Below are 23,546 nucleotides of genomic sequence, written 5' to 3'. Positions count from 1 at the left end.
TTTTGAATGCATAACGATAAAGATCTCTCTACGTGGCAGACGTTTCGCCGACTATGGCCAACCATAGCGCCTTTTAAATCGGGTCTGATCGTGGCGGGTATAGCGTTAATCCTGAACGCGGCCAGCGATACCTTCATGCTATCGCTCCTTAAGCCATTACTGGATGATGGTTTTGGTAAAACGGATCGCTCGGTGCTGCAGTGGATGCCGCTGGTGGTCATTGGACTAATGGTTCTTCGCGGATTCACCAGCTATGTCTCCAGCTACTGCATCTCATGGGTATCAGGCAAAGTGGTCATGACCATGCGTCGCCGCCTGTTTGGCCATATGATGGGCATGCCGGTCTCCTATTTTGATAAGCAGTCTACAGGTACGCTGTTGTCACGTATTACCTATGATTCAGAGCAGGTCGCGTCATCGTCCTCCGGCGCGCTGATCACCGTGGTACGTGAAGGGGCTTCAATTATTGGCCTGTTTATCATGATGTTCTATTACAGCTGGCAGCTGTCATTGATCCTGATTGTACTGGCGCCAATTGTGTCAGTGGCGATTCGTATAGTTTCCAAGCGCTTTCGTAGCATCAGTAAAAATATGCAAAACACCATGGGTCAGGTTACGACCAGTGCCGAGCAGATGCTGAAAGGCCACAAAGAAGTTCTGATTTTTGGTGGTCAGGAAGTCGAAACTAAGCGCTTTGATAAAGTCAGCAATAAGATGCGTTTGCAGGGCATGAAGATGGTTTCCGCCTCTTCTATCTCCGATCCTATCATCCAACTGATTGCGTCTCTGGCTCTGGCCTTCGTGTTGTATGCAGCTAGCTTCCCAAGCGTAATGGAAAACCTGACTGCAGGGACAATTACGGTTGTCTTCTCGTCAATGATCGCGCTGATGCGTCCGTTGAAATCGCTGACCAACGTCAACGCACAGTTCCAGCGCGGTATGGCGGCCTGCCAGACCTTATTTACGATTCTGGATAGCGAGCAGGAAAAAGATGAAGGTACGCGCGAAATCGAACGTGCTACCGGCAATCTCGAGTTCCGCAACGTGACATTCACCTATCCAGGACGTGAAGTACCTGCGCTGCGCAACATCAACATGAATATTCCAGCGGGGAAAACCGTTGCCCTGGTTGGCCGTTCAGGTTCAGGGAAATCCACCATCGCCAGCTTGATCACGCGCTTCTATGATATTGATGAAGGGCAGATTCTGATGGACGGACACGATCTACGTGAATATACCCTGGCATCCCTGCGCGATCAGGTCGCGTTGGTTTCGCAGAATGTGCACCTGTTTAACGATACGGTTGCTAACAACATCGCCTACGCGCGTACCGATTTGTACAGCCGTGAGCAGATCGAAAAAGCGGCGAAAATGGCTTACGCCATGGATTTCATCAATAAGATGGACAATGGCCTGGATACGGTGATTGGCGAAAACGGCGTCCTGCTATCTGGTGGTCAGCGCCAGCGTATCGCTATTGCCCGCGCCTTGTTGCGTGACAGTCCGATTCTGATCCTTGATGAAGCAACGTCGGCACTCGATACCGAGTCTGAACGCGCAATTCAGGCTGCTCTGGATGAGCTTCAGAAAAACCGTACCTCCCTGGTGATTGCTCACCGCCTTTCTACCATTGAACAGGCGGATGAAATCATCGTGGTGGAAGACGGTATTATTGTTGAGCGTGGAACCCATAGCGAGCTGATTGAGCAGCGTGGGGTGTATGCACAATTACATAAAATGCAATTCGGTCAATGATCGCTCGAATCTGGTCTGGTGAGTCGCCGCTGTGGCGACTGTTACTCCCGCTCTCCTGGCTGTATGGCCTGGTGAGTGGGGGGATCCGCTTATGTTACAAGCTTGGGATTAAACGCGCGTGGCGTGCACCAGTCCCGGTTGTGGTGGTCGGAAACCTGACCGCGGGCGGCAATGGCAAAACACCAGTGGTGATTTGGCTGGTTGAACAACTGCGTCAACGTGGGATTCGCGTGGGCGTGGTGTCGCGTGGTTATGGCGGGAAAGCGGCTGCTTACCCGCTGTTACTGACCGCAGATACCACTACGGCAGAAGCGGGTGATGAACCTGTACTGATCGCCCAACGTACCGGTGTGCCCGTAGCGGTATCCCCGGTAAGATCGGATGCGGTCAAAGCCATTTTAGCCCAACACGATGTGCAGATGATTGTGACGGACGATGGGCTACAGCACTACCGTCTGGCGCGAGATGTTGAAATCGTGGTTATTGACGGAGAACGTCGGTTTGGCAATGGCTGGTGGCTTCCCGCGGGTCCCATGCGGGAACGCGCAGGCCGGCTTAAATCGGTGGATGCGACTATCGTTAACGGTGGCGTTGCGCAGCCAGGGGAAATCCCTATGCGACTTGAACCGGGGCTGGCCGTTAATTTACGTACGGGTGAACGCCGCGATGTGTCGCAGCTGTCCAATATTGTCGCCATGGCGGGCATTGGCCATCCACCGCGTTTTTTTGCCACGCTGGAAGCATGCGGTGCCAGCGTGCAAAAAAGTATTGCGCTGGCAGACCATCAGTCTCTGACCTACAGTGACGTCAGTGCGTTTGCAGACGCCGGGCAAACGCTGGTGATGACGGAAAAAGATGCGGTTAAGTGCCGTGCATTTGCCGATGAAAACTGGTGGTATTTACCTGTTGACGCTCATTTGTCAGGCGATCGGCCTGATATGTTGCTGGATAGCTTAATCTCGCTGACTCGCTAACTGATTCACGCTGCGGCAGCGAATCATTTATGAGGCCATAAATGTCGTTGCCGCGTCTTTCTTTGACGGATGCCCGTCATCTTCACCTTGCCGCTCAAGGGCTGCTGAAAAAAACACGCCGTCGGGCAACCCCAGCAGATATTCTTGCTACCATTTCGCGCATGTCGTTATTGCAAATCGATACCATCAATATTGTGTCGCGCAGCCCTTACCTGGTGCTGTTTAGTCGGTTGGGTGATTATTCGCCCCAGTGGCTGGATGACGCATTGCAGCGGGGCGAACTGATGGAATACTGGGCGCACGAGGCCTGCTTTTTGCCGCGTAGCGACTTTATGCTGATACGTCACCGCATGCTGGCCCCGGAGAAAATGGGCTGGAAATATAAAGCGGAGTGGATGAAAGAACATGCGCATGAGATTGAGCAACTGCTCCAGCACATCCAGCATAACGGACCAGTCCGCTCTGCCGATTTTGAGCATCTGCGCAAGGGGGCCAGCGGCTGGTGGGCATGGAAACCGCATAAGCGTCATCTTGAAGGCCTGTTCACCGCCGGGAAAGTGATGGTGGTGGAACGGCGTAATTTCCAGCGAGTGTATGATTTAACCCATCGCGTCATGCCGCACTGGGATGATGAACGCGACCGGCTTTCACAGGAAGAAGCTGAAAACCTCATGCTGGATAACAGTGCCCGCAGTTTGGGGATTTTTCGCGAACAATGGCTGGCAGACTACTATCGCCTGAAGCGTCCGGCGCTAAAAAACTGGTGCAACGTACGTGCACAGCAGCAACAGATTATTCCTGTCGATGTCGAAGGGTTAGGAACCCTGTGGCTGCATAGCCACCTTCAGCCGCTGCTGGAGCAGGCATTGACGGGTAAATTAACGGCGACGCATAGCGCAGTATTATCACCCTTTGATCCGGTGGTCTGGGATCGTAAACGGGCAGAGCAGCTATTCGATTTTAGCTATCGGCTCGAATGTTACACGCCAGCACCGAAACGTCAGTATGGTTATTTCGTCCTGCCGCTGCTGCATCGCGGACAGTTAGTTGGGCGGATGGATGCCAAAATGCACCGCAAAACGGGCGTACTGGAAGTGATTTCGCTGTGGTTACAGGATGGCGTCAAACCTGGGGTTACTCTGCAAAAAGGATTGTTTCAGGCGATTGATGATTTTGCCCGCTGGCAGCAGGCAACACGTGTGACGCTTGGACGATATCCTGAAGGTTTATTTGCTGATGCGCGCCATGGTTGGGAAATAGACCCAGCACGGTAAGCGATTATGTTAATATTTACGGATTCACAATCCGGTCCATCTGGAGGAACTATGGATCATCGTCTGCTTGAAATCATTGCCTGCCCGGTATGCAATGGCAAACTCTGGTTTAACCAGGAAAAACAGGAACTGATTTGTAAACTGGATAACCTTGCTTTCCCACTGCGTGATGGCATTCCCGTGTTACTGGAAACCGAAGCTCGCGTTCTGACTGCTGATGAGAGTAAATCATGAGTTTTGTGGTCATTATTCCTGCGCGTTATGCGTCCACACGTTTGCCGGGCAAGCCGCTGCTGGATATCAATGGCAAGCCGATGATCGTGCATGTGCTGGAGCGTGCGCGTGAATCTGGCGCTGAACGTATTATTGTTGCGACCGATCACGAAGATGTCGCTCGCGCGGTAGAAGCGGTAGGGGGTGAAGTATGCATGACCCGAGCCGATCACCAGTCCGGTACGGAGCGTCTGGCGGAAGTCGTCGAGAAATGTGGCTTTAGCGATGATACCGTTATTGTGAACGTACAGGGTGATGAGCCGATGATCCCGGCGGTCATTATTCGCCAGGTCGCTGAGAATCTGGCACAGCGCCAGGTCGGTATGGCGACCCTTGCTGCCCCGATTCACAGTGCGGAAGAGGCATTTAATCCGAATGCGGTGAAAGTCGTTCTGGACGCCGAAGGTTATGCACTCTATTTTTCACGCGCGACCATTCCGTGGGATCGCGACCGTTTCGCTAAAAGCCTGGAAACGGTGGGTGACACCTTCTTGCGACATCTGGGTATTTACGGCTATCGCGCCGGTTTTATCCGCCGTTATGTTAACTGGCAGCCCAGCCCGCTTGAGCATATTGAAATGCTGGAGCAACTACGTGTGCTGTGGTACGGCGAAAAAATTCATGTTGCCGTCGCAAAAGAAGTACCCGGTACCGGCGTAGACACTGCCGAAGATCTTGAGCGCGTTCGCGCCGAAATGCGTTAGTTTTTCTCACGACACTCCCCCTGATGACGCGAATTTTTGGGAGGAGTGTCGTATCGTTACGCTTTCCCGCCATTTTTCTTTTCATCAATTGATCTCATCCGGGTGACATCTGTCTGCACGACGCTCATTATGAAAGCAGTAGCATTTATGAGGGCAATCCGAAATGGAACAGTTGCGTGCCGAACTCAGTCATCTGTTGGGTGAAAAACTCAGTCGTATAGAATGCGTGAATGAAAAAGTGGATACGGCCCTGTGGTCACTGTACGACAGCCAGGGAAATCCGATGCCACTGATGGCGAGAAGTTTCACCACGCCGGGTATGGCGCAGCAGTTGGCATGGAAAACCTCCATGCTGGCGCGCAGTGGTACGGTGCGTATGCCCGTCATTTATGGGGTCTTAACCCACGAGGAACATCCCGGTCCTGATGTGCTACTGCTTGAGCGTTTACGTGGGGTGCCGGTGGAAGCGCCTGCCCGAACGCCCGAACGCTGGGAACATTTAAAAGATCAGATCGTAGAAGGTCTGCTGTCATGGCATCGGCAGGATAGTGCTGGTTGCGTGGGAATGGTGGATAACACGCAAGAGAATATCTGGCCATCCTGGTATCGTCAGCGGGTTGAGGTGCTGTGGACCACGTTAAATCAGTTCAACAATACCGGGCTAACGATGCAGGACAAGCGGATCCTGTTTCGCACGCGTGAGTGTTTGCCTGCCTTATTTGAAGGATTCAATGATAACTGCGTGCTGATCCACGGTAATTTCAGTTTACGTAGCATGCTCAAAGACGCCCGTAGCGATCAGCTTCTGGCTATGGTGGGACCGGGGTTGATGCTGTGGGCGCCAAGGGAATATGAACTGTTCCGCTTGATGGATAATGCGCTGGCGGAAAGCCTGCTTTGGCAATACCTACAGCGCGCGCCAGTGGCGGAGTCATTCATCTGGCGGCGCTGGTTGTACGTGTTATGGGATGAAGTGGCGCAACTGGTCAACACCGGACGCTTTAATCGTTCCAACTTTGACCTGGCAACGAAATCATTGCTGCCGTGGCTCGCATGATAAACATGTGAACACCTTATCAGGCAACATTCCTGTCAATGTTCCGATCCCTTCAGCCACTGCCAGATGCGTCCCAGGGTTTCGTAACCAACGCGATCGCTGTGCATCAACCAGACGGGTGAAGGTATAGCGCGCTCCCACGGATTAAGCGGTGAATCAATTGCTAACTGATTGGCTGGCGCTGGCAGCGGATGCAAGCCGGCCTGCTGGAAGAAGATCATCGCCCGCGGTAAGTGGGAGGCAGAGGTTACCAGCAGGAACGGCGCATTGCCGATGGCCTTCTTTACCGCTGCGGCTTCTTCTTCGGTATCTTTGGGGTGATCCAGGGTGATGATTTCATTGGCTGGCACCCCCAGCGACTGCGCTACTCGGGCGCCAGCTTCTGCGGTACTGACGTTATTCGTCTTTGCGGCAGCGCCGGTAAAGATGAGCTTCGATCCCGGGTTTGCGCGCCATAGGCGAATACCTTCATTCAGACGTGGAAGGCTGTTGCTGATCAGATTTGAACTCGGAGCCCACTGCGGATTCCAGGTATACCCTCCGCCCAGCACCACAATATATTCCACTTTTTGCGAACCTTGCCACGTTGGATAACTGTCCTCAATCGGTTTCAACAGGCTGTCGGCGACGGGCTGTAAACTAAGGAGTAACAGTGCCAGCCAACTCAGACTAATACACACTTTCCCTGTTTTTTGAAAGCGACTGAACCAGACCAGCGCCAGGCCAATACCCATCATAATTAGCATCAGTGGCAGCGGCAGCATCATACCGCCAATCACTTTCTTCAGCGTAAAAAGCATCCTTTTTGGTTCCTTTTTTAACCATACAGCAGGGGATCTGAAGGGATATTACACCAGGAAGGTTCATTCTCGGCGTGGGTGTGACAAAATAGCGGTTTTACTTAGTCACCCTAAAGCCAGTATGTGGAGAGCCCGATGCGGGACCGCAATTTTGATGACATTGCAGAGAAGTTTTCCCGTAACATTTACGGCACCACCAAAGGTCAATTAAGACAGGCTATCCTTTGGCAGGATCTGGATCGATTACTGGAAACATTCGATGAGCAAAAACTGCACATTCTGGATGCCGGTGGTGGTGAAGGGCAAACGGCCATCAAAATGGCGGAACGAGGACATTTCGTCACATTATGCGATCTGTCTGGCGAGATGATCGCCCGAGCGCAACAGGCGGCAGAGGCAAAAGGTGTGAGCGGGAACATGCATTTTATACAATGCGCCGCTCAGGATGTTGCTTCGCATTTGGAAAGCCCGGTTGATCTGATATTGTTTCATGCTGTGCTGGAGTGGGTGACAGATCCGGTCAGCGTGTTGCAGACTCTGTGGTCAGTATTGCGTTCAGGCGGCGCGCTGTCGTTAATGTTCTACAATGCTAACGGTCTGTTGATGCATAACATGGTCGCAGGGAACTTTGACTATGTGCAGGTGGGGATGCCGAAACGTAAAAAGCGCACGCTTTCACCGGACTACCCGCGCGATCCGGGGCAGGTCTACCAGTGGCTGGACGAGATCGGTTGGCAGATAACCGGTAAAACGGGCGTCCGCGTGTTTCATGATTATCTGCGAGATAAACATAAACAACATGACGACTTTGAAATGTTACTTGAGTTAGAAACGCGCTATTGCCGCCAGGAACCGTATATCAGCCTTGGGCGCTATATTCATGTCACCGCGATTAAAAGTTCGGCCCGAGCCGCAGATGCAAGGATAATTTATGAGTGAATTTTCCCAGACAGTCCCCGAACTGGTTGCCTGGGCCAGAAAAAATGACTTCTCCATCTCTCTGCCGGTAGACAGACTTTCGTTCCTGCTGGCGGTCGCGACCCTGAACGGTGAGCGACTTGACGGCGAGATGAGTGAAGGTGAGCTGGTGGATGCGTTCCGCCATGTGAGTGATGCGTTTGAGCAAACCAGCGAAACCATCGGCGTACGCGCCAACAACGCGATCAACGATATGGTGCGTCAACGTCTGCTGAACCGCTTTACCAGCGAGCAGGCGGAAGGCAACGCTATATATCGTTTAACGCCATTGGGAATTGGCATCACGGATTACTACATTCGTCAGCGCGAATTCTCTACGCTGCGTCTTTCAATGCAGCTGTCGATTGTTGCAGGTGAACTAAAGCGCGCGGCGGATGCGGCAGCGGAAGGTGGCGATGAGTTCCACTGGCATCGTAACGTCTACGCGCCATTGAAATACTCGGTGGCGGAGATTTTCGACAGTATCGATCTGACTCAGCGCATCATGGATGAGCAGCAACAGCAGGTAAAAGACGACATCGCACAGTTGCTTAATAAAGACTGGCGGGCGGCGATCTCCAGCTGTGAACTGCTGCTCTCTGAAACGTCTGGTACGCTGCGTGAACTGCAGGATACGCTGGAAGCGGCGGGGGATAAGCTACAGGCTCACCTGTTACACATCCAGGACGCCACGATGACGCATGACGATTTGCATTTCGTCGATCGGCTGGTGTTTGACTTACAAAGTAAGCTCGACCGCATTATCAGTTGGGGTCAGCAGTCCATTGATTTATGGATCGGCTACGATCGTCACGTGCATAAGTTTATCCGTACCGCGATCGATATGGATAAAAACCGCGTCTTTGCCCAGCGTTTGCGCCAGTCCGTGCAGACATACTTTGACGATCCGTGGGCGCTAACCTATGCCAACGCCGATCGTCTGCTGGATATGCGTGACGAAGAGATGGTGCTGCGTGACGAAGAGGTCACCGGCGAGCTTCCGGAAGATCTGGAATATGAAGAATTTAACGAGATCCGTGAACAGTTGGCGGCGATCATCGAAGAACAGCTAGCTATCTACAAATCCAGACAAACACCACTGGATCTCGGTTTGGTCGTGCGCGAGTATCTGGCGCAATACCCACGTGCGCGTCATTTCGACGTCGCGCGCATAGTTATCGATCAGGCGGTACGCCTTGGCGTAGCGCAAGCAGACTTCACCGGACTGCCAGCCAAATGGCAGCCGATTAATGATTACGGAGCCAAGGTACAGGCGCATGTCATTGACAAATATTGAACAAGTGATGCCGGTAAAGCTGGCGCAGGCGCTGGCGAATCCGTTATTTCCGGCGCTGGACAGCGCCTTACGTTCGGGCCGCCATATCGGTCTGGATGAACTGGATAATCATGCCTTTCTGATGGATTTTCAGGAATATTTTGAAGAGTTTTACAGCCGCTATAACGTGGAATTGATCCGTGCGCCGGAAGGGTTCTTCTACCTTCGCCCGCGTTCAACGACGCTCATTCCCCGTTCGGTCCTGTCTGAACTGGACATGATGGTCGGTAAAATTCTTTGCTATCTCTATCTCAGCCCGGAACGCCTGGCGAACGAAGGGATTTTTACCCAGCAAGAGTTGTACGACGAGCTGCTAACGCTGGCTGATGAAGCGAAGCTGCTGAAACTGGTGAACAACCGTTCAACCGGTTCGGATGTTGATCGCCAGAAGCTACAGGAAAAAGTTCGTTCTTCGCTAAACCGTCTGCGCCGTTTAGGCATGGTGTGGTTTATGGGTCACGACAGCAGCAAATTCCGTATTACGGAATCAGTCTTCCGCTTTGGCGCGGATGTGCGCAGCGGTGACGATCCGCGCGAAGCGCAGCGTCGCTTAATTCGTGATGGCGAAGCGATGCCGGTCGAGAACCGCCTGCAGCTCAACGATGAGCCCGAAGAGAATCAGCCGGACAGTGGAGAAGAAGAATAATGATTGAACGCGGTAAATTTCGCTCACTTACGCTGATTAACTGGAATGGTTTTTTTGCCCGTACATTCGACCTTGATGAACTGGTTACCACGCTGTCCGGCGGTAACGGTGCGGGTAAGTCCACCACCATGGCGGCATTTGTTACAGCGCTCATCCCGGACTTAACCCTGCTGCATTTCCGTAACACCACCGAAGCCGGTGCAACCAGTGGTTCACGTGATAAGGGCCTGCACGGTAAGTTGAAAGCGGGCGTCTGTTACTCAATGCTCGACGTCCTCAACTCGCGCCATCAGCGCGTGGTCGTGGGGGTGCGTCTGCAACAGGTTGCCGGTCGCGATCGTAAAGTGGATATCAAACCGTTTGCCATTCAGGGACTGCCGATGTCGGTGCAGCCAACCCAACTGGTGACGGAAACGCTGAATGAACGCCAGGCGCGCGTGCTGTCCCTCTCTGAGCTGAAAGAGAAGCTTGATGAGATGGAAGGCGTGCAGTTTAAACAGTTCAACTCAATCACCGATTATCACTCACTGATGTTCGATCTGGGCATTATCGCCCGTCGTCTGCGTTCCGCGTCTGACCGTAGTAAATTCTATCGTCTGATTGAAGCCTCGCTGTACGGCGGGATCTCCAGTGCCATTACGCGTTCACTGCGTGACTACCTGCTGCCGGAAAACAGCGGCGTACGTAAAGCCTTCCAGGATATGGAAGCTGCGCTGCGTGAAAACCGCATGACGCTGGAAGCGATTCGCGTAACTCAGTCTGACCGCGATCTGTTTAAGCATTTGATCAGCGAAGCGACCAACTATGTGGCCGCGGATTATATGCGTCACGCCAACGAACGTCGTATCCATCTTGATAAAGCGCTGGAATATCGTCGTGAGCTGCATACTTCACGTAAGCAGCTGGCCGCGGAGCAGTATAAGCACGTGGATATGGCGCGCGAACTGGGCGAGCATAACGGCGCGGAAGGCGATCTGGAAGCTGATTACCAGGCCGCGAGCGATCACCTGAATCTGGTGCAAACCGCGCTGCGTCAGCAGGAAAAAATTGAACGCTACGAAGCGGATCTCGAAGAACTGCAGGTCCGTCTCGAAGAACAAAATGAGGTGGTCGCGGAAGCCGTTGACCGCCAGGATGAAAACGAAGCCCGCGCAGAAGCCGCGGAACTGGAAGTGGATGAGCTGAAAAGCCAGCTTGCCGATTATCAGCAAGCGCTGGACGTCCAGCAAACGCGAGCCATCCAGTATACCCAGGCGATCCAGGCGCTGAATCGGGCGAAAGAGCTCTGCCACTTACCGGATCTGACCGCCGACAGCGCTGCTGAATGGCTGGAAACCTTCCAGGCTAAAGAGCAGGAAGCCACTGAAAAACTGCTGACGCTGGAACAAAAAATGAGCGTGGCGCAAACCGCGCACAGCCAGTTCGAACAGGCTTATCAACTGGTGGCGGCTATCAATGGCCCGCTGGCGCGTGGTGAAGCCTGGAGCGTGGCGCGTGAACTGCTGCGGGAAGGCGTTGAACAGCGCCACCTGGCGGAACAGGTTCAGCCGTTGCGTATGCGACTCAGCGAACTGGAGCAGCGTCTGCGCGAACAGCAAGATGCCGAGCGTCTGCTGGCTGAATTCTGCAAGCGTCAGGGTAAACAGTTCGATATCGATGAGCTGGAAGCGCTGCACCAGGAACTGGAAGCACGCATCGCCGCCTTGTCGGACAGCGTCTCTTCTGCCAGCGAACAGCGTATGACGTTGCGTCAGGAGCAGGAACAGCTGCAGTCTCGTATCCAGCATCTGATGAAACGTGCGCCTGTCTGGCTGGCCGCGCAGAATAGCCTGAATCAGCTTAGCGAGCAGTGTGGCGAAGAGTTTACCTCAAGCCAGGACGTGACCGAGTATCTGCAACAACTGCTGGAGCGCGAGCGTGAAGCCATTGTTGAGCGTGATGAAGTCGGCGCGCGCAAAAATGCAGTTGATGAAGAAATTGAACGTTTAAGTCAGCCGGGCGGGGCGGAAGATCAGCGTCTGAACGCGCTGGCGGAGCGCTTCGGTGGCGTTCTACTGTCAGAAATCTATGACGACGTTAGCCTTGAAGATGCGCCGTACTTCTCTGCGCTGTACGGTCCTTCGCGTCATGCCATCGTGGTGCCGGATCTGTCGCTGATTACCGAGCAGCTTGAAGGGCTGACGGATTGTCCGGAAGATCTCTATTTCATCGAAGGGGATCCGCAGTCGTTTGATGACAGCGTTTTCAGCGTTGATGAGCTGGAAAAAGCAGTAGTGGTGAAAACCGCCGAGCGTCAGTGGCGTTATTCCCGCTTCCCGACGGTGCCGATTTTTGGCCGTGCAGCGCGCGAAAGCCGTATCGAAACCCTGCATGCTGAGCGTGAAGGGCTGTCTGAACGTTTCGCAACGCTCTCCTTTGACGTCCAGAAAACCCAGCGTCTGCATCAGGCGTTCAGTCGTTTCATTGGCAGTCATTTGTCGGTGGCGTTTGAAGCCGATCCGGAAGCGGAAATCCGCCAACTGAATGGCCGTCGCGTTGAACTGGAACGTGCGCTGACCAATCATGAAAATGATAATCAGCAAAGCCGTATGCAGTTTGAGCAGGCGAAAGAGGGGGGCTCTGCTCTTAACCGCCTTCTCCCGCGTTTGAATCTGCTGGCGGATGACACGCTGGCCGATCGCGTGGACGAAATTCGTGAGCGCCTGGATGAAGCCCAGGAAGCGGCGCGTTTTGTACAGCAACATGGCAACCAGTTAGCCAAACTGGAACCGATTGTTTCGGTCCTGCAAAATGACCCTGAGCAGTTTGAACAACTAAAGGAAGACTACGCGTATTCCCAACAGATGCAGCGCGATGCACGTCAGCAAGCTTTTGCTCTGACCGAAGTGGTGCAGCGCCGGGCGCACTTTAGCTATTCCGACTCTGCTGAAATGCTTAGCGGCAACAGCGATCTGAACGAGAAACTGCGTGAGCGCCTGGAACAGGCGGAAGCTGAACGTACCCGCGCCCGTGAAGCGTTACGCAGTCACGCCGCACAGTTAAGCCAGTACAACCAGGTCATGGCGTCGCTGAAAAGCTCCTATGACACCAAAAAAGAGCTGCTTAACGATTTACAACGTGAACTGCAGGATATTGGCGTTCGTGCGGACAGCGGTGCCGAAGAGCGCGCGCGTATTCGTCGTGATGAACTGCATGCGCAGCTCAGCAACAACCGTGCGCGCCGTAACCAACTGGAAAAAGCGTTGACCTTCTGCGAAGCGGAGATGGAAAACCTGACCCGCAGGCTGCGCAAGCTGGAACGTGATTATTTTGAAATGCGCGAGCAGGTGGTTACCGCGAAAGCCGGATGGTGTGCGGTGATGCGGATGGTGAAAGATAACGGCGTTGAACGCCGCCTGCACCGTCGTGAGCTGGCGTATCTTTCCGGTGATGAACTGCGCTCGATGTCGGATAAGGCGCTTGGTGCACTGCGCCTGGCGGTTGCGGATAACGAACACCTGCGTGATGTACTGCGCATGTCTGAAGATCCAAAACGTCCAGAGCGTAAAATTCAGTTCTTTGTCGCGGTTTATCAGCATCTGCGTGAACGTATTCGTCAGGATATCATCCGTACCGACGATCCGGTTGAAGCGATCGAACAGATGGAGATTGAGCTGAGCCGTCTGACGGAAGAATTAACGTCCCGCGAACAGAAACTGGCGATCAGCTCTCGCAGCGTGGCGAATATCATTCGTAAGACCATTCAGCGCGAACAGAACCGTATTCGCATGCTGAACCAGGGGCTGCAAAGCGTGTCGTTTGGCCAGGTAAACAGCGTTCGTCTGAACGTCAACGTACGCGAGACGCATGCTACCTTGCTGGACGTACTTTCCGAACAGCATGAGCAGCACCAGGATCTGTTTAACAGCAATCGTCTGACCTTCTCTGAAGCGCTGGCGAAGTTGTATCAGCGTCTGAATCCGCAGATTGATATGGGGCAACGTACGCCGCAAACCATTGGTGAAGAGCTGCTGGATTACCGTAACTATCTGGAAATGGAAGTTGAGGTTAACCGTGGCTCTGACGGCTGGCTGCGTGCTGAATCTGGTGCGCTGTCAACCGGTGAAGCGATCGGGACCGGGATGTCTATTCTGGTGATGGTTGTGCAAAGCTGGGAAGACGAAGGGCGTAGACTGCGCGGGAAAGATATTTCTCCTTGCCGTCTGCTGTTCCTGGATGAAGCTGCGCGACTTGATGCACGCTCTATCGCGACTCTGTTTGAACTGTGCGAGCGTCTGCAAATGCAACTGATTATCGCAGCCCCAGAAAACATTAGCCCGGAGAAAGGCACCACCTACAAACTGGTGCGTAAAGTATTCCAGAACACCGAACACGTTCACGTGGTAGGTCTGCGCGGGTTTGCGCCTCAGTTACCTGAGCCGCTGCCTGGCACCGAAGATGCCTCCTCGCAGGCAAGCTAAATAAAAGGCGGCTAAATGGCCGCCTTCTTTTTTTTCCGGAAACTCTCAATAACTGGTGTAATTTCTTTAAACTTCTTTACATTAGGTTAGGCAAAAATTTTTTCATGTTTATATACTAAAGGTAAGCCTAACGCGTCACAGGCTTGCTCGTCATACTTCAGCTTGTATTGGCGTTTTAAAGGTTCGGCCCCGCCAAAATAAGGGGAAGACATACGGCCTGGCTACTCAAAGTATGATAAAAAAACAGGGGGCAAGGGATGTTGCTTAATAAAATGTGTGGTCGTCGGCTGTCGGCAATTAGTTTGTGCCTGGCCGTAACATTCGCTCCACTGTTCAATGCGCAGGCCGATGAGCCTGAAATGATCCCTGGCGATAGCTCAGCGACCGTCAGTGAACAGCCAACAGCGTTATCACAGCCGCAGGCTCAATCTTCCGCGACGGCTATCATGGCAGGTATCCAACCGCTGCCCGAGGGCGTGTCAGTTGATAAAGCCCGCGCCGAATTACAATCTCAACTTCCAGCGGGCTTCACACCGGTTTATATGAGCCAACTGGAACTGCTGTATGCCGCACGCGAAATGAAACCGATGTGGGAAAATCGTGATGCGGTAAAAGCCTTTCAGCAACAGTTAGCTGAATTGGCGATTGCCGGCTTTCAGCCGCAGTTCACCACCTGGGTCGCTTTACTGACTGACCCGGCAGTAACCGGTCAGGCGCGAGATATCGTGCTCTCAGATGCGATGATGGGGTATCTGCACTTTATTGCCAACATCCCCGTCAAAGGTAATCGCTGGCTCTATAGCGATAAGCCCTATGCGCTGACGACGCCGCCGATTTCCGTGATCAACCAATGGCAAGTCGCGCTGGATAACGGTCAACTGACTTCGTTTGTCGCCAGCCTGGCACCGCAACATCCGCAGTACGCAGCCATGCATGAATCGCTGCTCAAGCTGGTGGGCGATACGCGGCCCTGGCCGCAACTGACCAGTACCGCGACGCTGCGTCCGGGGGAGTGGAGTAAGGATATTCCTGCGCTGCGTGAAATTTTGCGCCGCACCGGGATGCTGGAGTCTGTTGTCAGTACGGCTGCCAAAGAAGGCCGTAGCGCTTACGATCGTGAACTCGTTGACGCGGTTAAGCGTTTTCAGACGTGGCAGGGGCTTGGGGCCGATGGCGCGATTGGCCCTGCCACGCGTGACTGGCTGAACGTGACGCCCGCTCAACGTGCGGGCGTGCTGGCGTTAAATATTCAGCGCTTGCGCCTGCTGCCGGGTACGCTGTCTACCGGTATCATGGTGAATATTCCTGCCTACTCGCTGGTGTATTATCAAAACGGCAATCAGGTACTGGCCTCGCGCGTTATCGTCGGACGTCCCGATCGTAAAACGCCTATGATGAGCAGTGCGCTGAATAACGTGGTCGTTAACCCGCCGTGGAACGTGCCGCCGACGCTGGCCCGGAAGGATATTCTGCCTAAGGTTTGGAATGACCCAGGGTATCTTGAGCGTCACGGCTATACCGTAATGCGCGGCTGGAACAGCAAAGAGACGATAGATCCGTGGCAGGTTGACTGGGCCACCATCACCGCCTCCAATCTGCCGTTCCGCTTCCAGCAGGCTCCGGGAGCGCGTAACTCGCTCGGACGCTATAAATTCAATATGCCGAGTTCGGATGCTATTTATCTGCACGATACGCCGAACCACACTCTGTTTCAGAAGGATTCGCGGGCGTTAAGCTCCGGCTGCGTGCGCGTGAACAAGGCATCTGAGCTGGCGAATATGCTGCTACAGGATGCGGGGTGGAATGATACGCGCATCTCGGATGCCCTGAAGCAAGGGGATACAAGGTACGTGAATATTCGCCAGAATATCCCCGTCAACCTCTACTATCTGACCGCATTTGTTGGCCCGGATGGTCGCACGCAGTATCGTACAGATATTTACAATTACGATCAGACAGCGCGATCCAGTGCACAAATTGTGTCAAAAGCTGAACAATTAATCAGATAAATGAAGCAGTTCGAGGAAAATAATTGTCGTAAGTTATGCTGGAAACGGGGCGAAATGGCTGCAAGCCCCGTATTTCCTGGGGTTGGGAGCCTTGACGTGGACTACTTAGCCAGATAAGGTTTCCCGCGTGCGCTAGAGCATACATACGATAACATTGACCTTGTAGACCTTAAAACCATGGACAAATTTGACGCTAATCGCCGCAAACTGCTGGCGCTTGGTGGCATTGCCCTCGGCGCTGCCATCCTGCCTACGCCTGCGTTTGCTACACTCTCCACCCCACGTCCGCGCATTTTGACTCTGAATAACCTGCATACCGGTGAGTCAATAAAAGCAGAGTTTTTTGATGGCAGGGGCTATATTCAGGACGAATTAGCTAAACTTAATCACTTTTTCCGTGATTTTCGTGCGAATAAAGTGAAATCCATCGATCCGGGATTGTTCGATCAACTCTTCCGTCTGCAGGGCCTGCTGGGCACGCGTAAACCCGTACAGCTTATTTCTGGTTACCGCTCTATTGATACCAATAATGAATTACGTGCGCACAGCCGCGGTGTGGCAAAGAAAAGCTACCACACGAAAGGGCAGGCCATGGATTTCCATATTGAAGGCATCGCATTAAGTAATATTCGCAAAGCTGCGTTATCTATGCGCGCAGGTGGTGTAGGATACTACCCACGCAGTAACTTTGTGCATATTGACACCGGACCGGCGCGTCATTGGTGATCCATAAGCTTAATGAAACAGGAGCCGTATGAACTATCGTATTATTCCGGTCACTGCATTCGCCCAGAACTGCTCGTTAATCTGGTGTGAGCAAACCCGTCTGGCTGCGCTGGTCGATCCCGGCGGCGATGCTGAGAAAATCAAACAGGAAGTCGATGCCAGTGGCCTGACGCTAATGCAGATCCTGCTTACCCATGGTCATCTTGATCACGTAGGTGCGGCGGCTGAACTGGCACAGCATTATGGTGTACCGGTTATTGGTCCGGAAAAAGAAGATGAGTTCTGGTTACAAGGACTTCCTGCTCAGAGTCGCATGTTTGGCCTGGGCGATTGTGAGCCGCTGACGCCCGATCGCTGGTTGAATGAAGGCGACCGGGTAAGCGTGGGTAACGTGACGTTGCAGGTACTGCATTGCCCGGGTCACACGCCGGGACATGTGGTCTTCTTTGATGAACAATCAAAGCTACTGATTTCTGGTGACGTGATTTTCAAAGGCGGCGTAGGGCGCAGCGATTTTCCTCGCGGAGATCATAGTCAATTGATTGATTCGATTAAACGTAAACTGTTGCCGTTGGGCGATGACGTGACGTTTATTCCGGGTCACGGCCCACTTTCGACGTTGGGCAACGAACGGCTACATAATCCGTTCCTGCAGGATGAAATGCCAGTCTGGTAACACCGCAGATAAATGAAAAAGGCCGCTATTGCGGCCTTTTTAGTACGCGATAGATTACAGTACTGCGACAATCGCTTCGCACAGCGGCGCCATGTTATCTGGCGTCATTCCTGCTACGTTCACACGTCCGGAAGCGACGGCATAGACACCAAACTCTTCACGCAGACGCAGAACCTGCTCTTTGGTCAGGCCGCTGAATGAGAACATGCCGTTCTGTTTGATGATAAAGCTGAAGTCGCGGTTCGCACCTTTCTCCTGCAGCGTATTCACAAACAGCAAACGCATGCGTTGAATGCGTTGACGCATATCGGTCAGTTCCTGCTCCCAGATAGCGCGCAGGGCATCGTTACTCAGGATGGTTGCCACAACCGACGCGCCGTGTGCTGGTGGGTTGGAATAGTTGGCACGAATGACGGACTTCATCTGGCTAAACGCGCGGTCGACGGTTTCAGCATCGGCTGCAACCAGCGTACAGGCGCCTACGCGCTCATTGTACAGACCAAAGTTCTTGGAGTAGGAGCTGGCGACGATCAGCTCTTTGTGCAGCGCAGCGAATGCGCGCAGACCTTCTGCATCTTCTTCCAGACCGCGGGCAAAGCCCTGGTATGCGAAGTCAAACAGCGGCAACCAACCTTTTTCGACAGAAAGCTGAGCCAGCGTTTGCCACTGCTCCAGCGTAGGATCGATACCGGTTGGGTTATGGCAGCAGCCGTGGAATAACACCACGTCGCCAGCCTGCGCTTCGCTGAGGCTTGCCAGCAGCGCATCAAAGTCTAATGAGTGGTTCGCGGCATCGTAATAGTTGTATTCACGAACTTCCAGACCGGCAGAGTTAAAGACGCTCTTATGGTTTGGCCAGCTTGGATTGCTCACCCATACGCGTTTAGCTGAGGTGTTTTTTGCCAGGAAATCAGCGGCCACACGCAGTGCGCCAGTGCCGCCAGGGGTCTGTGCTGTACGCGCACGTTTGTCGTTGATAAGCGAACTTTCTTTACCAAACAGTAATTCCTGAGTGCAGCGACCAAACTCTGGAATACCGTCGATGCCAAGGTAATTTTTGGTGGTTTCATTTTCCAGAATATATTGCTCGGCTTTTTTAACGCTGGTCAGTACCGGCGTTTTGCCTGTCTCATCTTTATATACACCGATCCCAAGGTTTATTTTTCCTGGGCGGTCATCGGCACGAAACAAATCAGCCAGACCCAAAATGGGGTCGGCAGGAGCGGCAGTAATGTTCTCAAACATGACGAGGTTCCATAGTGATTACAGAAGGGAAGTCCGCTATCAGGTTAACGGTAGATTTACAAAATGCCAACCGTTACTGACGAAAAGCCGAGGTGTTTTTTTAAGACGCAAGAATCCGCTAGCAGAGATAAAAAAACAGGACCGAAGTCCTGTTTTTTAGGCATTTAACAAAGAGGTCTGCTATTAGAACTGGTAAACGATACCCACTGCAACGGTGTCGTCAGAGCCTACGCCCAGTTTGTTGTCAGAATCGATCTGGTTGATGATGTAATCAACATAGGTGGACATGTTTTTGTTGAAGTAGTAAGTCGCACCCACTTCGAAGTAGTTCACCAGATCTACGTCGCCGATTCCTTCGATGTCCTTACCTTTAGATTTGGTATAGGCGAGGGACGGACGCAGGCCGAAGTCGAACTGGTACTGAGCAACCAACAGGACGTCTTCAGTTTTGTTAGCATAACCGTTAGCGATACGGGTTGCGTTACGGGTTTCGCTGTAGTTCGCCGCCAGGTAGATGTTGTTAGCATCGTATTTCAAGCCGGTCGCCCACTGCTCAGCTTTGTCGCCGTGGCCACGCAGAAGTGGGTTTTGCTGGGCATCGGTACGATCAGCCGCGCCATACGCACCTACGATACCAAAGCCTTCGAATTCGTAGCTAACAGAACCGCCAACGCCATCACCGTTAGAGCGACGAACGTCATCACGCTCGTTTTTGCCCAGGTACTGAACAGCGAAGTTCAGGCCTTCAACCAAACCGAAGAAGTTAGAGTTACGGTAAGTTGCGAGACCGCCGTTACGCTGGGAGAAGAACTGGTCGGAAGCAGCAGTGTCACCACCGAATTCTGGCAGCATATCGGTGTAACCCAGTGCATCGTAAACGACGCCGTAGTTACGACCGTAATCGAAGGAGCCTGCATCACCGAATTTCAGACCGGCAAACGCCAGACGAGTTTTGTTGCCATTCTGAGCATCATCACCGCCTTCAGAGTTATTGCCACTGAACTGGTATTCCCACTGGCCGTAACCGGTCAGTTGGTCGTTAATCTGAGTTTCCCCTTTGAAACCAAGACGGGCGTAAGTCTGATCGCCATTAGGTGCGTAGGCATTGTCACCGTTGTGCTTGGAAAAATAGTGCAGACCTACTGCTTTACCGTACAGGTCTACTTTGTTGCCATCTTTGTTATAGATTTCTGCAGCGTTAGCTGCCCCGGCTACCAGCAGAGCAGGGATAACCACTGCCAGAATATTGCGCTTCATCATTATTTATTACCCTCATCGGTTTTTATATGACACCTGCCACTGCCGCCAATAATTTCCGTCAATAAAAATTTACGGAACTATTGATGAGAGTTTGGTGTCTTTATGTGTCTGACAGGCATCTTTCCATTCAAACTATCGTTTCGCTACCGTCAAAGTGCTACAAATATAAAGATTTGGTTTCAAAAAGAAAAAGTGTGTAACAAAATGTTATTTTTGTGCAACTTTGTGAACAACTTCAAATTTCAGATGTCCGTGCGCTAAAAATCACCACTTCTATTTCTATTTATATGATTTTCTTATATTTAATTTAGATAAACTCCTTTTTTCTCTGTTCTGCCATAAAGTTCATGGTTTACAGATAGCTATTTCTGGACGTCTGGAATGCCGTGTAAATGGTCAGAAAATGTACTATTTAATCAGAAAATGCTAATCCACAATAAAAGTGCTGATTTTTTTTTGTTCAAATATGTTGCGGTGAAATATTACGTAACAGGAAGGGGGAAGGCGAAGGGTTGTGTTAAACGCGGGAGGGGGATCCCAAAACGTGAAGCGGTGACAAAAAAGCCAGCAATGCTGGCTTTTGTATCAAAAATGCAGGGTTAGAACGTGGCGTTACGCGGGGTACGCGGGAACGGAATAACGTCACGGACGTTCTGCACGCCGGTAACGTAAGCGATCAAACGCTCAAAGCCCAAACCGAAGCCGGAATGTGGAACGGTACCGTAGCGACGCAGGTCGCGATACCACCAGTAATCTTCTTTGTTCAGACCCATTTCCAGCATACGGGCATCCAGGACGTCCAGACGCTCTTCACGCTGAGAACCACCGATGATTTCACCGATTCCTGGAGCCAGGACGTCCATTGCTGCAACGGTTTTACCGTCTTCGTTAAGGCGCATATAAAACGCTTTGATATCTTTCGGGTAGTTTTTAACGACGACCGGCGCTTTAAAGTGCTCTTCAGCAAGGTAACGTTCGTGCTCAGAAGACAGATCCACACCCCAGTAAACCGGGTTTTCGAACTGTTTGCCGCATTTTTCCAGAATGCTTACCGCGTCGGTGTAATCCACCTGCGCGAAGTCAGCCTCAATGAAACGTTCCAGGCGTGAAATCGCGTCTTTGTCGACACGTTCGGCGAAGAATTTCATATCATCCGCACGCTCAGCCAGTACGGCTTTGAACGCGTACTTCAGCATCGCTTCAGCCAGGCCTGCAACATCGTTCAGGTCGGCGAAAGCCACTTCCGGTTCCAGCATCCAGAACTCTGCCAGGTGACGACTGGTATTAGAGTTTTCTGCACGGAACGTCGGGCCAAAGGTATAAATTTTGGACAGAGCACAGGCGTAGGTTTCGCCGTTCAGCTGACCGGAAACGGTCAGGAAGGCTTCTTTACCAAAGAAGTCTTTGTCGAAATCGACTTTGCCCTGATCGTTACGCGGCAGGTTTTCCAGATCCAGCGTAGACACGCGGAACATTTCACCAGCACCCTCGGTGTCGGAGGCAGTGATCAGCGGCGTGGAGACCCAAAAGAAACCCTGCTCGTGGAAGAAACGATGCAGCGCTTGCGCCAGCGTATGACGTACACGCGCGACGGCACCAATCATGTTGGTACGTGGGCGCATGTGCGCCACTTCACGCAGATACTCAATGCTGTGACGCTTAGCCGCCATTGGATAGGTATCAGGATCTTCAACCCAGCCGACTACTTCAACCTCAGTGGCCTGAATTTCAAAGCTCTGTCCTTGTCCAGGAGATGCAACGACTTTACCCGTTACGATAACTGAACAACCCGTCGTCAGGCGCAGTACGTCCTGATTGTAATTGGGCAGAGAATTATTGATGACGGCCTGTACAGGATCAAAGCAGGAACCGTCATAAACGGCGAGGAAGGAGATGCCAGCTTTTGAATCTCGGCGGGTACGCACCCATCCGCGCACGGTGACTTCGCTGTCAACGGCTACGCGGCCCTGGAATACGTCGGCTACAGGCACAACGCTCATAATATTCTCTCTGTTAATAGTCGGATATATAAACACATGTCCACCCGTAATGGGGGGATACCTATGTTACCTGGCATCTGCAATCAGACAAGCAGAATTCGTAGCTGGAGTGAAAGATTTCGGAAATTAGCGTGAAAAGGGAGCCAAACTGGCTCCCTGGAAGGTTTAACTGGCTTTTTTAATATGCGGCAAATCGAAGGCTTTGCGTAGCGCGCGCACGAACGCTTTATCGTGGCAGATGGTTTTACCCGGGCTATCAGATAACTTCGCCACAGGTTTGCCGTTACATTCCACCAGCTTGATTACAATATTGAGCGGCTTAACCTGGGGAATATTACAGGTTAAACGTGTGCCAATACCAAAACTCAACTGCACACGAGAAGAGAAGTGGCGGTAGAGCTCAATCGCTTTTTTCAAATCGAGGTTATCTGAAAACACCAGCGTTTTGCTCAGCGGATCAATGCCCAGTTTTTCATAATGGGCGATGGCTTTTTCACCCCATTCCACCGGGTCGCCTGAGTCATGGCGTAAACCCTGATAGCGGGTTGCAAACTCGACGCCAAAGTCGCGTAAAAACGCATCCATGGTGATGCAATCGGTCAGCGCAATGCCGAGTTGGTCAGGATATTCATTTAACCAGGCGGCCAGGGCAACGCGCTGGCTGGTGGCAAGCTCAGGGCTGATTTGCTGATGAGCCTGGAACCACTCATGCGCCTGCGTGCCCATTGGGGTTAATGACAGGCGGCGGGCCAGATCGTAGTTACTGGTGCCGACAAACCAGGGCTCTCGCTGCAGGCGTTTAACAATAGCCTGCTGTACTTCACGTGAAAAACGACGACGCGTACCGAAATCCATCAGATGGAAGCGGGACATATCGACATCTTTCGTTAAAGCAGAGAATTCTACTAGTTTGCTTTCCAGCTCATCGAGTGCCTGCGGGACGCCTGATTCGGGCGAACGGTAACGGTGTACCATCTCGCTGATAACCGCTAGCAGCGGGACTTCCCACATGATCACTTCACGCCACGGCCCGGTTAAGCGGATGTTCAGCTTACCGTTATCATTGGTGATGCAAACCTGTTCCGGGTTATAGCGGAAATCACGTAACCAGGTGAGGTAATCAGCTTTAAAGAAAGGCAGGCCGGAGAGCCACTGGTACTCGTCCTCCTGCAGTCGCAGGTGTTGCATAGCATTCACCTGCTCACGAATAGAATCGGCATAAATACCGAGCAGGTCATCGCCACGGCAACGAAATTCAGCCGCTACTTGTACATCATAGTAGTGGTGAAAAACGGCTTGCTGCATATGCAACTTATAAGCGTCTGTATCCAGCAGCGAGTGCAGAACAGGAGAAGCGAATTGTGTCATAGGTGCGCAGTAGCATCCTCTCACGG

Annotated in this window: 18 protein-coding genes; 13 read left to right on the top strand and 5 right to left on the bottom strand. The window is 52.4% G+C overall.

What is annotated here, in order from left to right:
• Nucleotides 1-6 precede the first annotated feature (6 nt).
• The 6 genes from msbA (at nucleotide 7) to HVZ52_RS14620 (ending at nucleotide 6,037) form a co-directional block, all read left to right on the top strand.
• A complete protein-coding gene (gene msbA, locus HVZ52_RS14645) occupies nucleotides 7-1,755 on the top strand; it encodes a lipid A ABC transporter ATP-binding protein/permease MsbA (protein ID WP_049042995.1) in 1,749 nt (582 codons plus the stop codon).
• A complete protein-coding gene (gene lpxK / locus HVZ52_RS14640; protein WP_016152450.1) occupies nucleotides 1,752-2,729 on the top strand; it encodes a tetraacyldisaccharide 4'-kinase in 978 nt (325 codons plus the stop codon). The genes msbA and lpxK overlap by 4 nt, the downstream gene beginning before the upstream one ends.
• Nucleotides 2,730-2,770: 41 nt before the next feature.
• On the top strand, nucleotides 2,771-4,003 hold the full coding sequence (locus HVZ52_RS14635) for a winged helix-turn-helix domain-containing protein (RefSeq protein ID WP_049259787.1): 1,233 nt from the start codon (nucleotides 2,771-2,773) through the stop codon (nucleotides 4,001-4,003).
• A 51-nt stretch (nucleotides 4,004-4,054) separates the two neighbouring features.
• Nucleotides 4,055-4,237: a protein YcaR gene (gene ycaR / locus HVZ52_RS14630; protein WP_003035793.1), complete on the top strand. Its 183-nt coding sequence runs from the start codon at nucleotides 4,055-4,057 to the stop codon at nucleotides 4,235-4,237.
• On the top strand, nucleotides 4,234-4,980 hold the full coding sequence (gene kdsB, locus HVZ52_RS14625) for a 3-deoxy-manno-octulosonate cytidylyltransferase (protein WP_016152452.1): 747 nt from the start codon (nucleotides 4,234-4,236) through the stop codon (nucleotides 4,978-4,980). The genes ycaR and kdsB overlap by 4 nt, the downstream gene beginning before the upstream one ends.
• Nucleotides 4,981-5,143: 163 nt before the next feature.
• Entirely contained in the window at nucleotides 5,144-6,037 is an 894-nt protein-coding gene (locus tag HVZ52_RS14620; protein ID WP_049042123.1) for a YcbJ family phosphotransferase, read from the top strand.
• 35 nt (nucleotides 6,038-6,072) lie between these two features.
• Here the strand turns inward: HVZ52_RS14620 and elyC are convergent, their stop codons facing one another.
• Nucleotides 6,073-6,837 (bottom strand): envelope biogenesis factor ElyC, encoded by a 765-nt coding sequence (gene elyC / locus HVZ52_RS14615; RefSeq protein ID WP_019076401.1) that lies wholly within the window; start codon nucleotides 6,835-6,837, stop codon nucleotides 6,073-6,075.
• Between the two features lie 135 nt (nucleotides 6,838-6,972).
• Between elyC and cmoM the strand changes: the two genes are divergently transcribed.
• From cmoM to HVZ52_RS14580, 7 genes are all read left to right on the top strand, one after another.
• On the top strand, nucleotides 6,973-7,776 hold the full coding sequence (gene cmoM, locus HVZ52_RS14610; protein WP_049042122.1) for a tRNA uridine 5-oxyacetic acid(34) methyltransferase CmoM: 804 nt from the start codon (nucleotides 6,973-6,975) through the stop codon (nucleotides 7,774-7,776).
• A complete protein-coding gene (mukF, locus tag HVZ52_RS14605; RefSeq protein ID WP_016156123.1) occupies nucleotides 7,769-9,091 on the top strand; it encodes a chromosome partition protein MukF in 1,323 nt (440 codons plus the stop codon). Before cmoM ends, mukF begins: the two co-directional genes overlap by 8 nt.
• Nucleotides 9,072-9,776 (top strand): chromosome partition protein MukE, encoded by a 705-nt coding sequence (gene mukE, locus HVZ52_RS14600; RefSeq protein ID WP_016152457.1) that lies wholly within the window; start codon nucleotides 9,072-9,074, stop codon nucleotides 9,774-9,776. The genes mukF and mukE overlap by 20 nt, the downstream gene beginning before the upstream one ends.
• A complete protein-coding gene (mukB, locus tag HVZ52_RS14595; protein WP_181598383.1) occupies nucleotides 9,776-14,236 on the top strand; it encodes a chromosome partition protein MukB in 4,461 nt (1,486 codons plus the stop codon). The genes mukE and mukB overlap by 1 nt, the downstream gene beginning before the upstream one ends.
• A gap of 257 nt (nucleotides 14,237-14,493) precedes the next feature.
• Entirely contained in the window at nucleotides 14,494-16,245 is a 1,752-nt protein-coding gene (ldtD, locus tag HVZ52_RS14590; RefSeq protein WP_181598382.1) for a L,D-transpeptidase, read from the top strand.
• Nucleotides 16,246-16,422: 177 nt separating this feature from the next.
• Nucleotides 16,423-16,971 carry a YcbK family protein gene (locus HVZ52_RS14585; RefSeq protein ID WP_016152461.1) on the top strand — a complete coding sequence of 183 codons (549 nt, stop codon included), beginning with the start codon at nucleotides 16,423-16,425 and terminating at the stop codon, nucleotides 16,969-16,971.
• 28 nt (nucleotides 16,972-16,999) lie between these two features.
• Complete coding sequence (locus HVZ52_RS14580; protein ID WP_003035823.1) at nucleotides 17,000-17,647, top strand: MBL fold metallo-hydrolase; 648 nt, start codon at nucleotides 17,000-17,002, stop codon at nucleotides 17,645-17,647.
• Nucleotides 17,648-17,701: 54 nt separating this feature from the next.
• Here HVZ52_RS14580 and aspC read toward each other — a convergent pair whose 3' ends face one another.
• From aspC to pncB, 4 genes are all read right to left on the bottom strand, one after another.
• Entirely contained in the window at nucleotides 17,702-18,892 is a 1,191-nt protein-coding gene (gene aspC, locus HVZ52_RS14575) for an aspartate transaminase (protein WP_016152462.1), read from the bottom strand.
• A 183-nt stretch (nucleotides 18,893-19,075) separates the two neighbouring features.
• Nucleotides 19,076-20,152, bottom strand: coding sequence for a porin OmpF (ompF, locus tag HVZ52_RS14570; protein ID WP_016156126.1), 1,077 nt, complete (start codon nucleotides 20,150-20,152; stop codon nucleotides 19,076-19,078).
• Between the two features lie 599 nt (nucleotides 20,153-20,751).
• On the bottom strand, nucleotides 20,752-22,152 hold the full coding sequence (gene asnS, locus HVZ52_RS14565; protein ID WP_181598381.1) for an asparagine--tRNA ligase: 1,401 nt from the start codon (nucleotides 22,150-22,152) through the stop codon (nucleotides 20,752-20,754).
• 165 nt (nucleotides 22,153-22,317) lie between these two features.
• On the bottom strand, nucleotides 22,318-23,520 hold the full coding sequence (gene pncB / locus HVZ52_RS14560) for a nicotinate phosphoribosyltransferase (protein ID WP_181598380.1): 1,203 nt from the start codon (nucleotides 23,518-23,520) through the stop codon (nucleotides 22,318-22,320).
• Nucleotides 23,521-23,546 lie beyond the last annotated feature (26 nt).

The sequence above is a fragment of the Citrobacter sp. RHB36-C18 genome (genome assembly GCF_013814485.1).
Taxonomy (GTDB): domain Bacteria; phylum Pseudomonadota; class Gammaproteobacteria; order Enterobacterales; family Enterobacteriaceae; genus Citrobacter; species Citrobacter braakii.
This window is presented reverse-complemented; position numbering and strand designations above follow the sequence as displayed.

What these genes read in the sequence shown, in the direction of transcription:
- msbA (WP_049042995.1), top strand. Translation starts at nt 7, where the DNA reads ATGCATAACGATAAAGATCTCTCTACGTGGCAGACGTTTCGCCGACTA.
- lpxK (WP_016152450.1), top strand. Translation starts at nt 1,752, where the DNA reads ATGATCGCTCGAATCTGGTCTGGTGAGTCGCCGCTGTGGCGACTGTTA.
- HVZ52_RS14635 (WP_049259787.1), top strand. Translation starts at nt 2,771, where the DNA reads ATGTCGTTGCCGCGTCTTTCTTTGACGGATGCCCGTCATCTTCACCTT.
- ycaR (WP_003035793.1), top strand. Translation starts at nt 4,055, where the DNA reads ATGGATCATCGTCTGCTTGAAATCATTGCCTGCCCGGTATGCAATGGC.
- kdsB (WP_016152452.1), top strand. Translation starts at nt 4,234, where the DNA reads ATGAGTTTTGTGGTCATTATTCCTGCGCGTTATGCGTCCACACGTTTG.
- HVZ52_RS14620 (WP_049042123.1), top strand. Translation starts at nt 5,144, where the DNA reads ATGGAACAGTTGCGTGCCGAACTCAGTCATCTGTTGGGTGAAAAACTC.
- elyC (WP_019076401.1), bottom strand. Translation starts at nt 6,837, where the DNA reads ATGCTTTTTACGCTGAAGAAAGTGATTGGCGGTATGATGCTGCCGCTG.
- cmoM (WP_049042122.1), top strand. Translation starts at nt 6,973, where the DNA reads ATGCGGGACCGCAATTTTGATGACATTGCAGAGAAGTTTTCCCGTAAC.
- mukF (WP_016156123.1), top strand. Translation starts at nt 7,769, where the DNA reads ATGAGTGAATTTTCCCAGACAGTCCCCGAACTGGTTGCCTGGGCCAGA.
- mukE (WP_016152457.1), top strand. Translation starts at nt 9,072, where the DNA reads ATGTCATTGACAAATATTGAACAAGTGATGCCGGTAAAGCTGGCGCAG.
- mukB (WP_181598383.1), top strand. Translation starts at nt 9,776, where the DNA reads ATGATTGAACGCGGTAAATTTCGCTCACTTACGCTGATTAACTGGAAT.
- ldtD (WP_181598382.1), top strand. Translation starts at nt 14,494, where the DNA reads ATGTTGCTTAATAAAATGTGTGGTCGTCGGCTGTCGGCAATTAGTTTG.
- HVZ52_RS14585 (WP_016152461.1), top strand. Translation starts at nt 16,423, where the DNA reads ATGGACAAATTTGACGCTAATCGCCGCAAACTGCTGGCGCTTGGTGGC.
- HVZ52_RS14580 (WP_003035823.1), top strand. Translation starts at nt 17,000, where the DNA reads ATGAACTATCGTATTATTCCGGTCACTGCATTCGCCCAGAACTGCTCG.
- aspC (WP_016152462.1), bottom strand. Translation starts at nt 18,892, where the DNA reads ATGTTTGAGAACATTACTGCCGCTCCTGCCGACCCCATTTTGGGTCTG.
- ompF (WP_016156126.1), bottom strand. Translation starts at nt 20,152, where the DNA reads ATGATGAAGCGCAATATTCTGGCAGTGGTTATCCCTGCTCTGCTGGTA.
- asnS (WP_181598381.1), bottom strand. Translation starts at nt 22,152, where the DNA reads ATGAGCGTTGTGCCTGTAGCCGACGTATTCCAGGGCCGCGTAGCCGTT.
- pncB (WP_181598380.1), bottom strand. Translation starts at nt 23,520, where the DNA reads ATGACACAATTCGCTTCTCCTGTTCTGCACTCGCTGCTGGATACAGAC.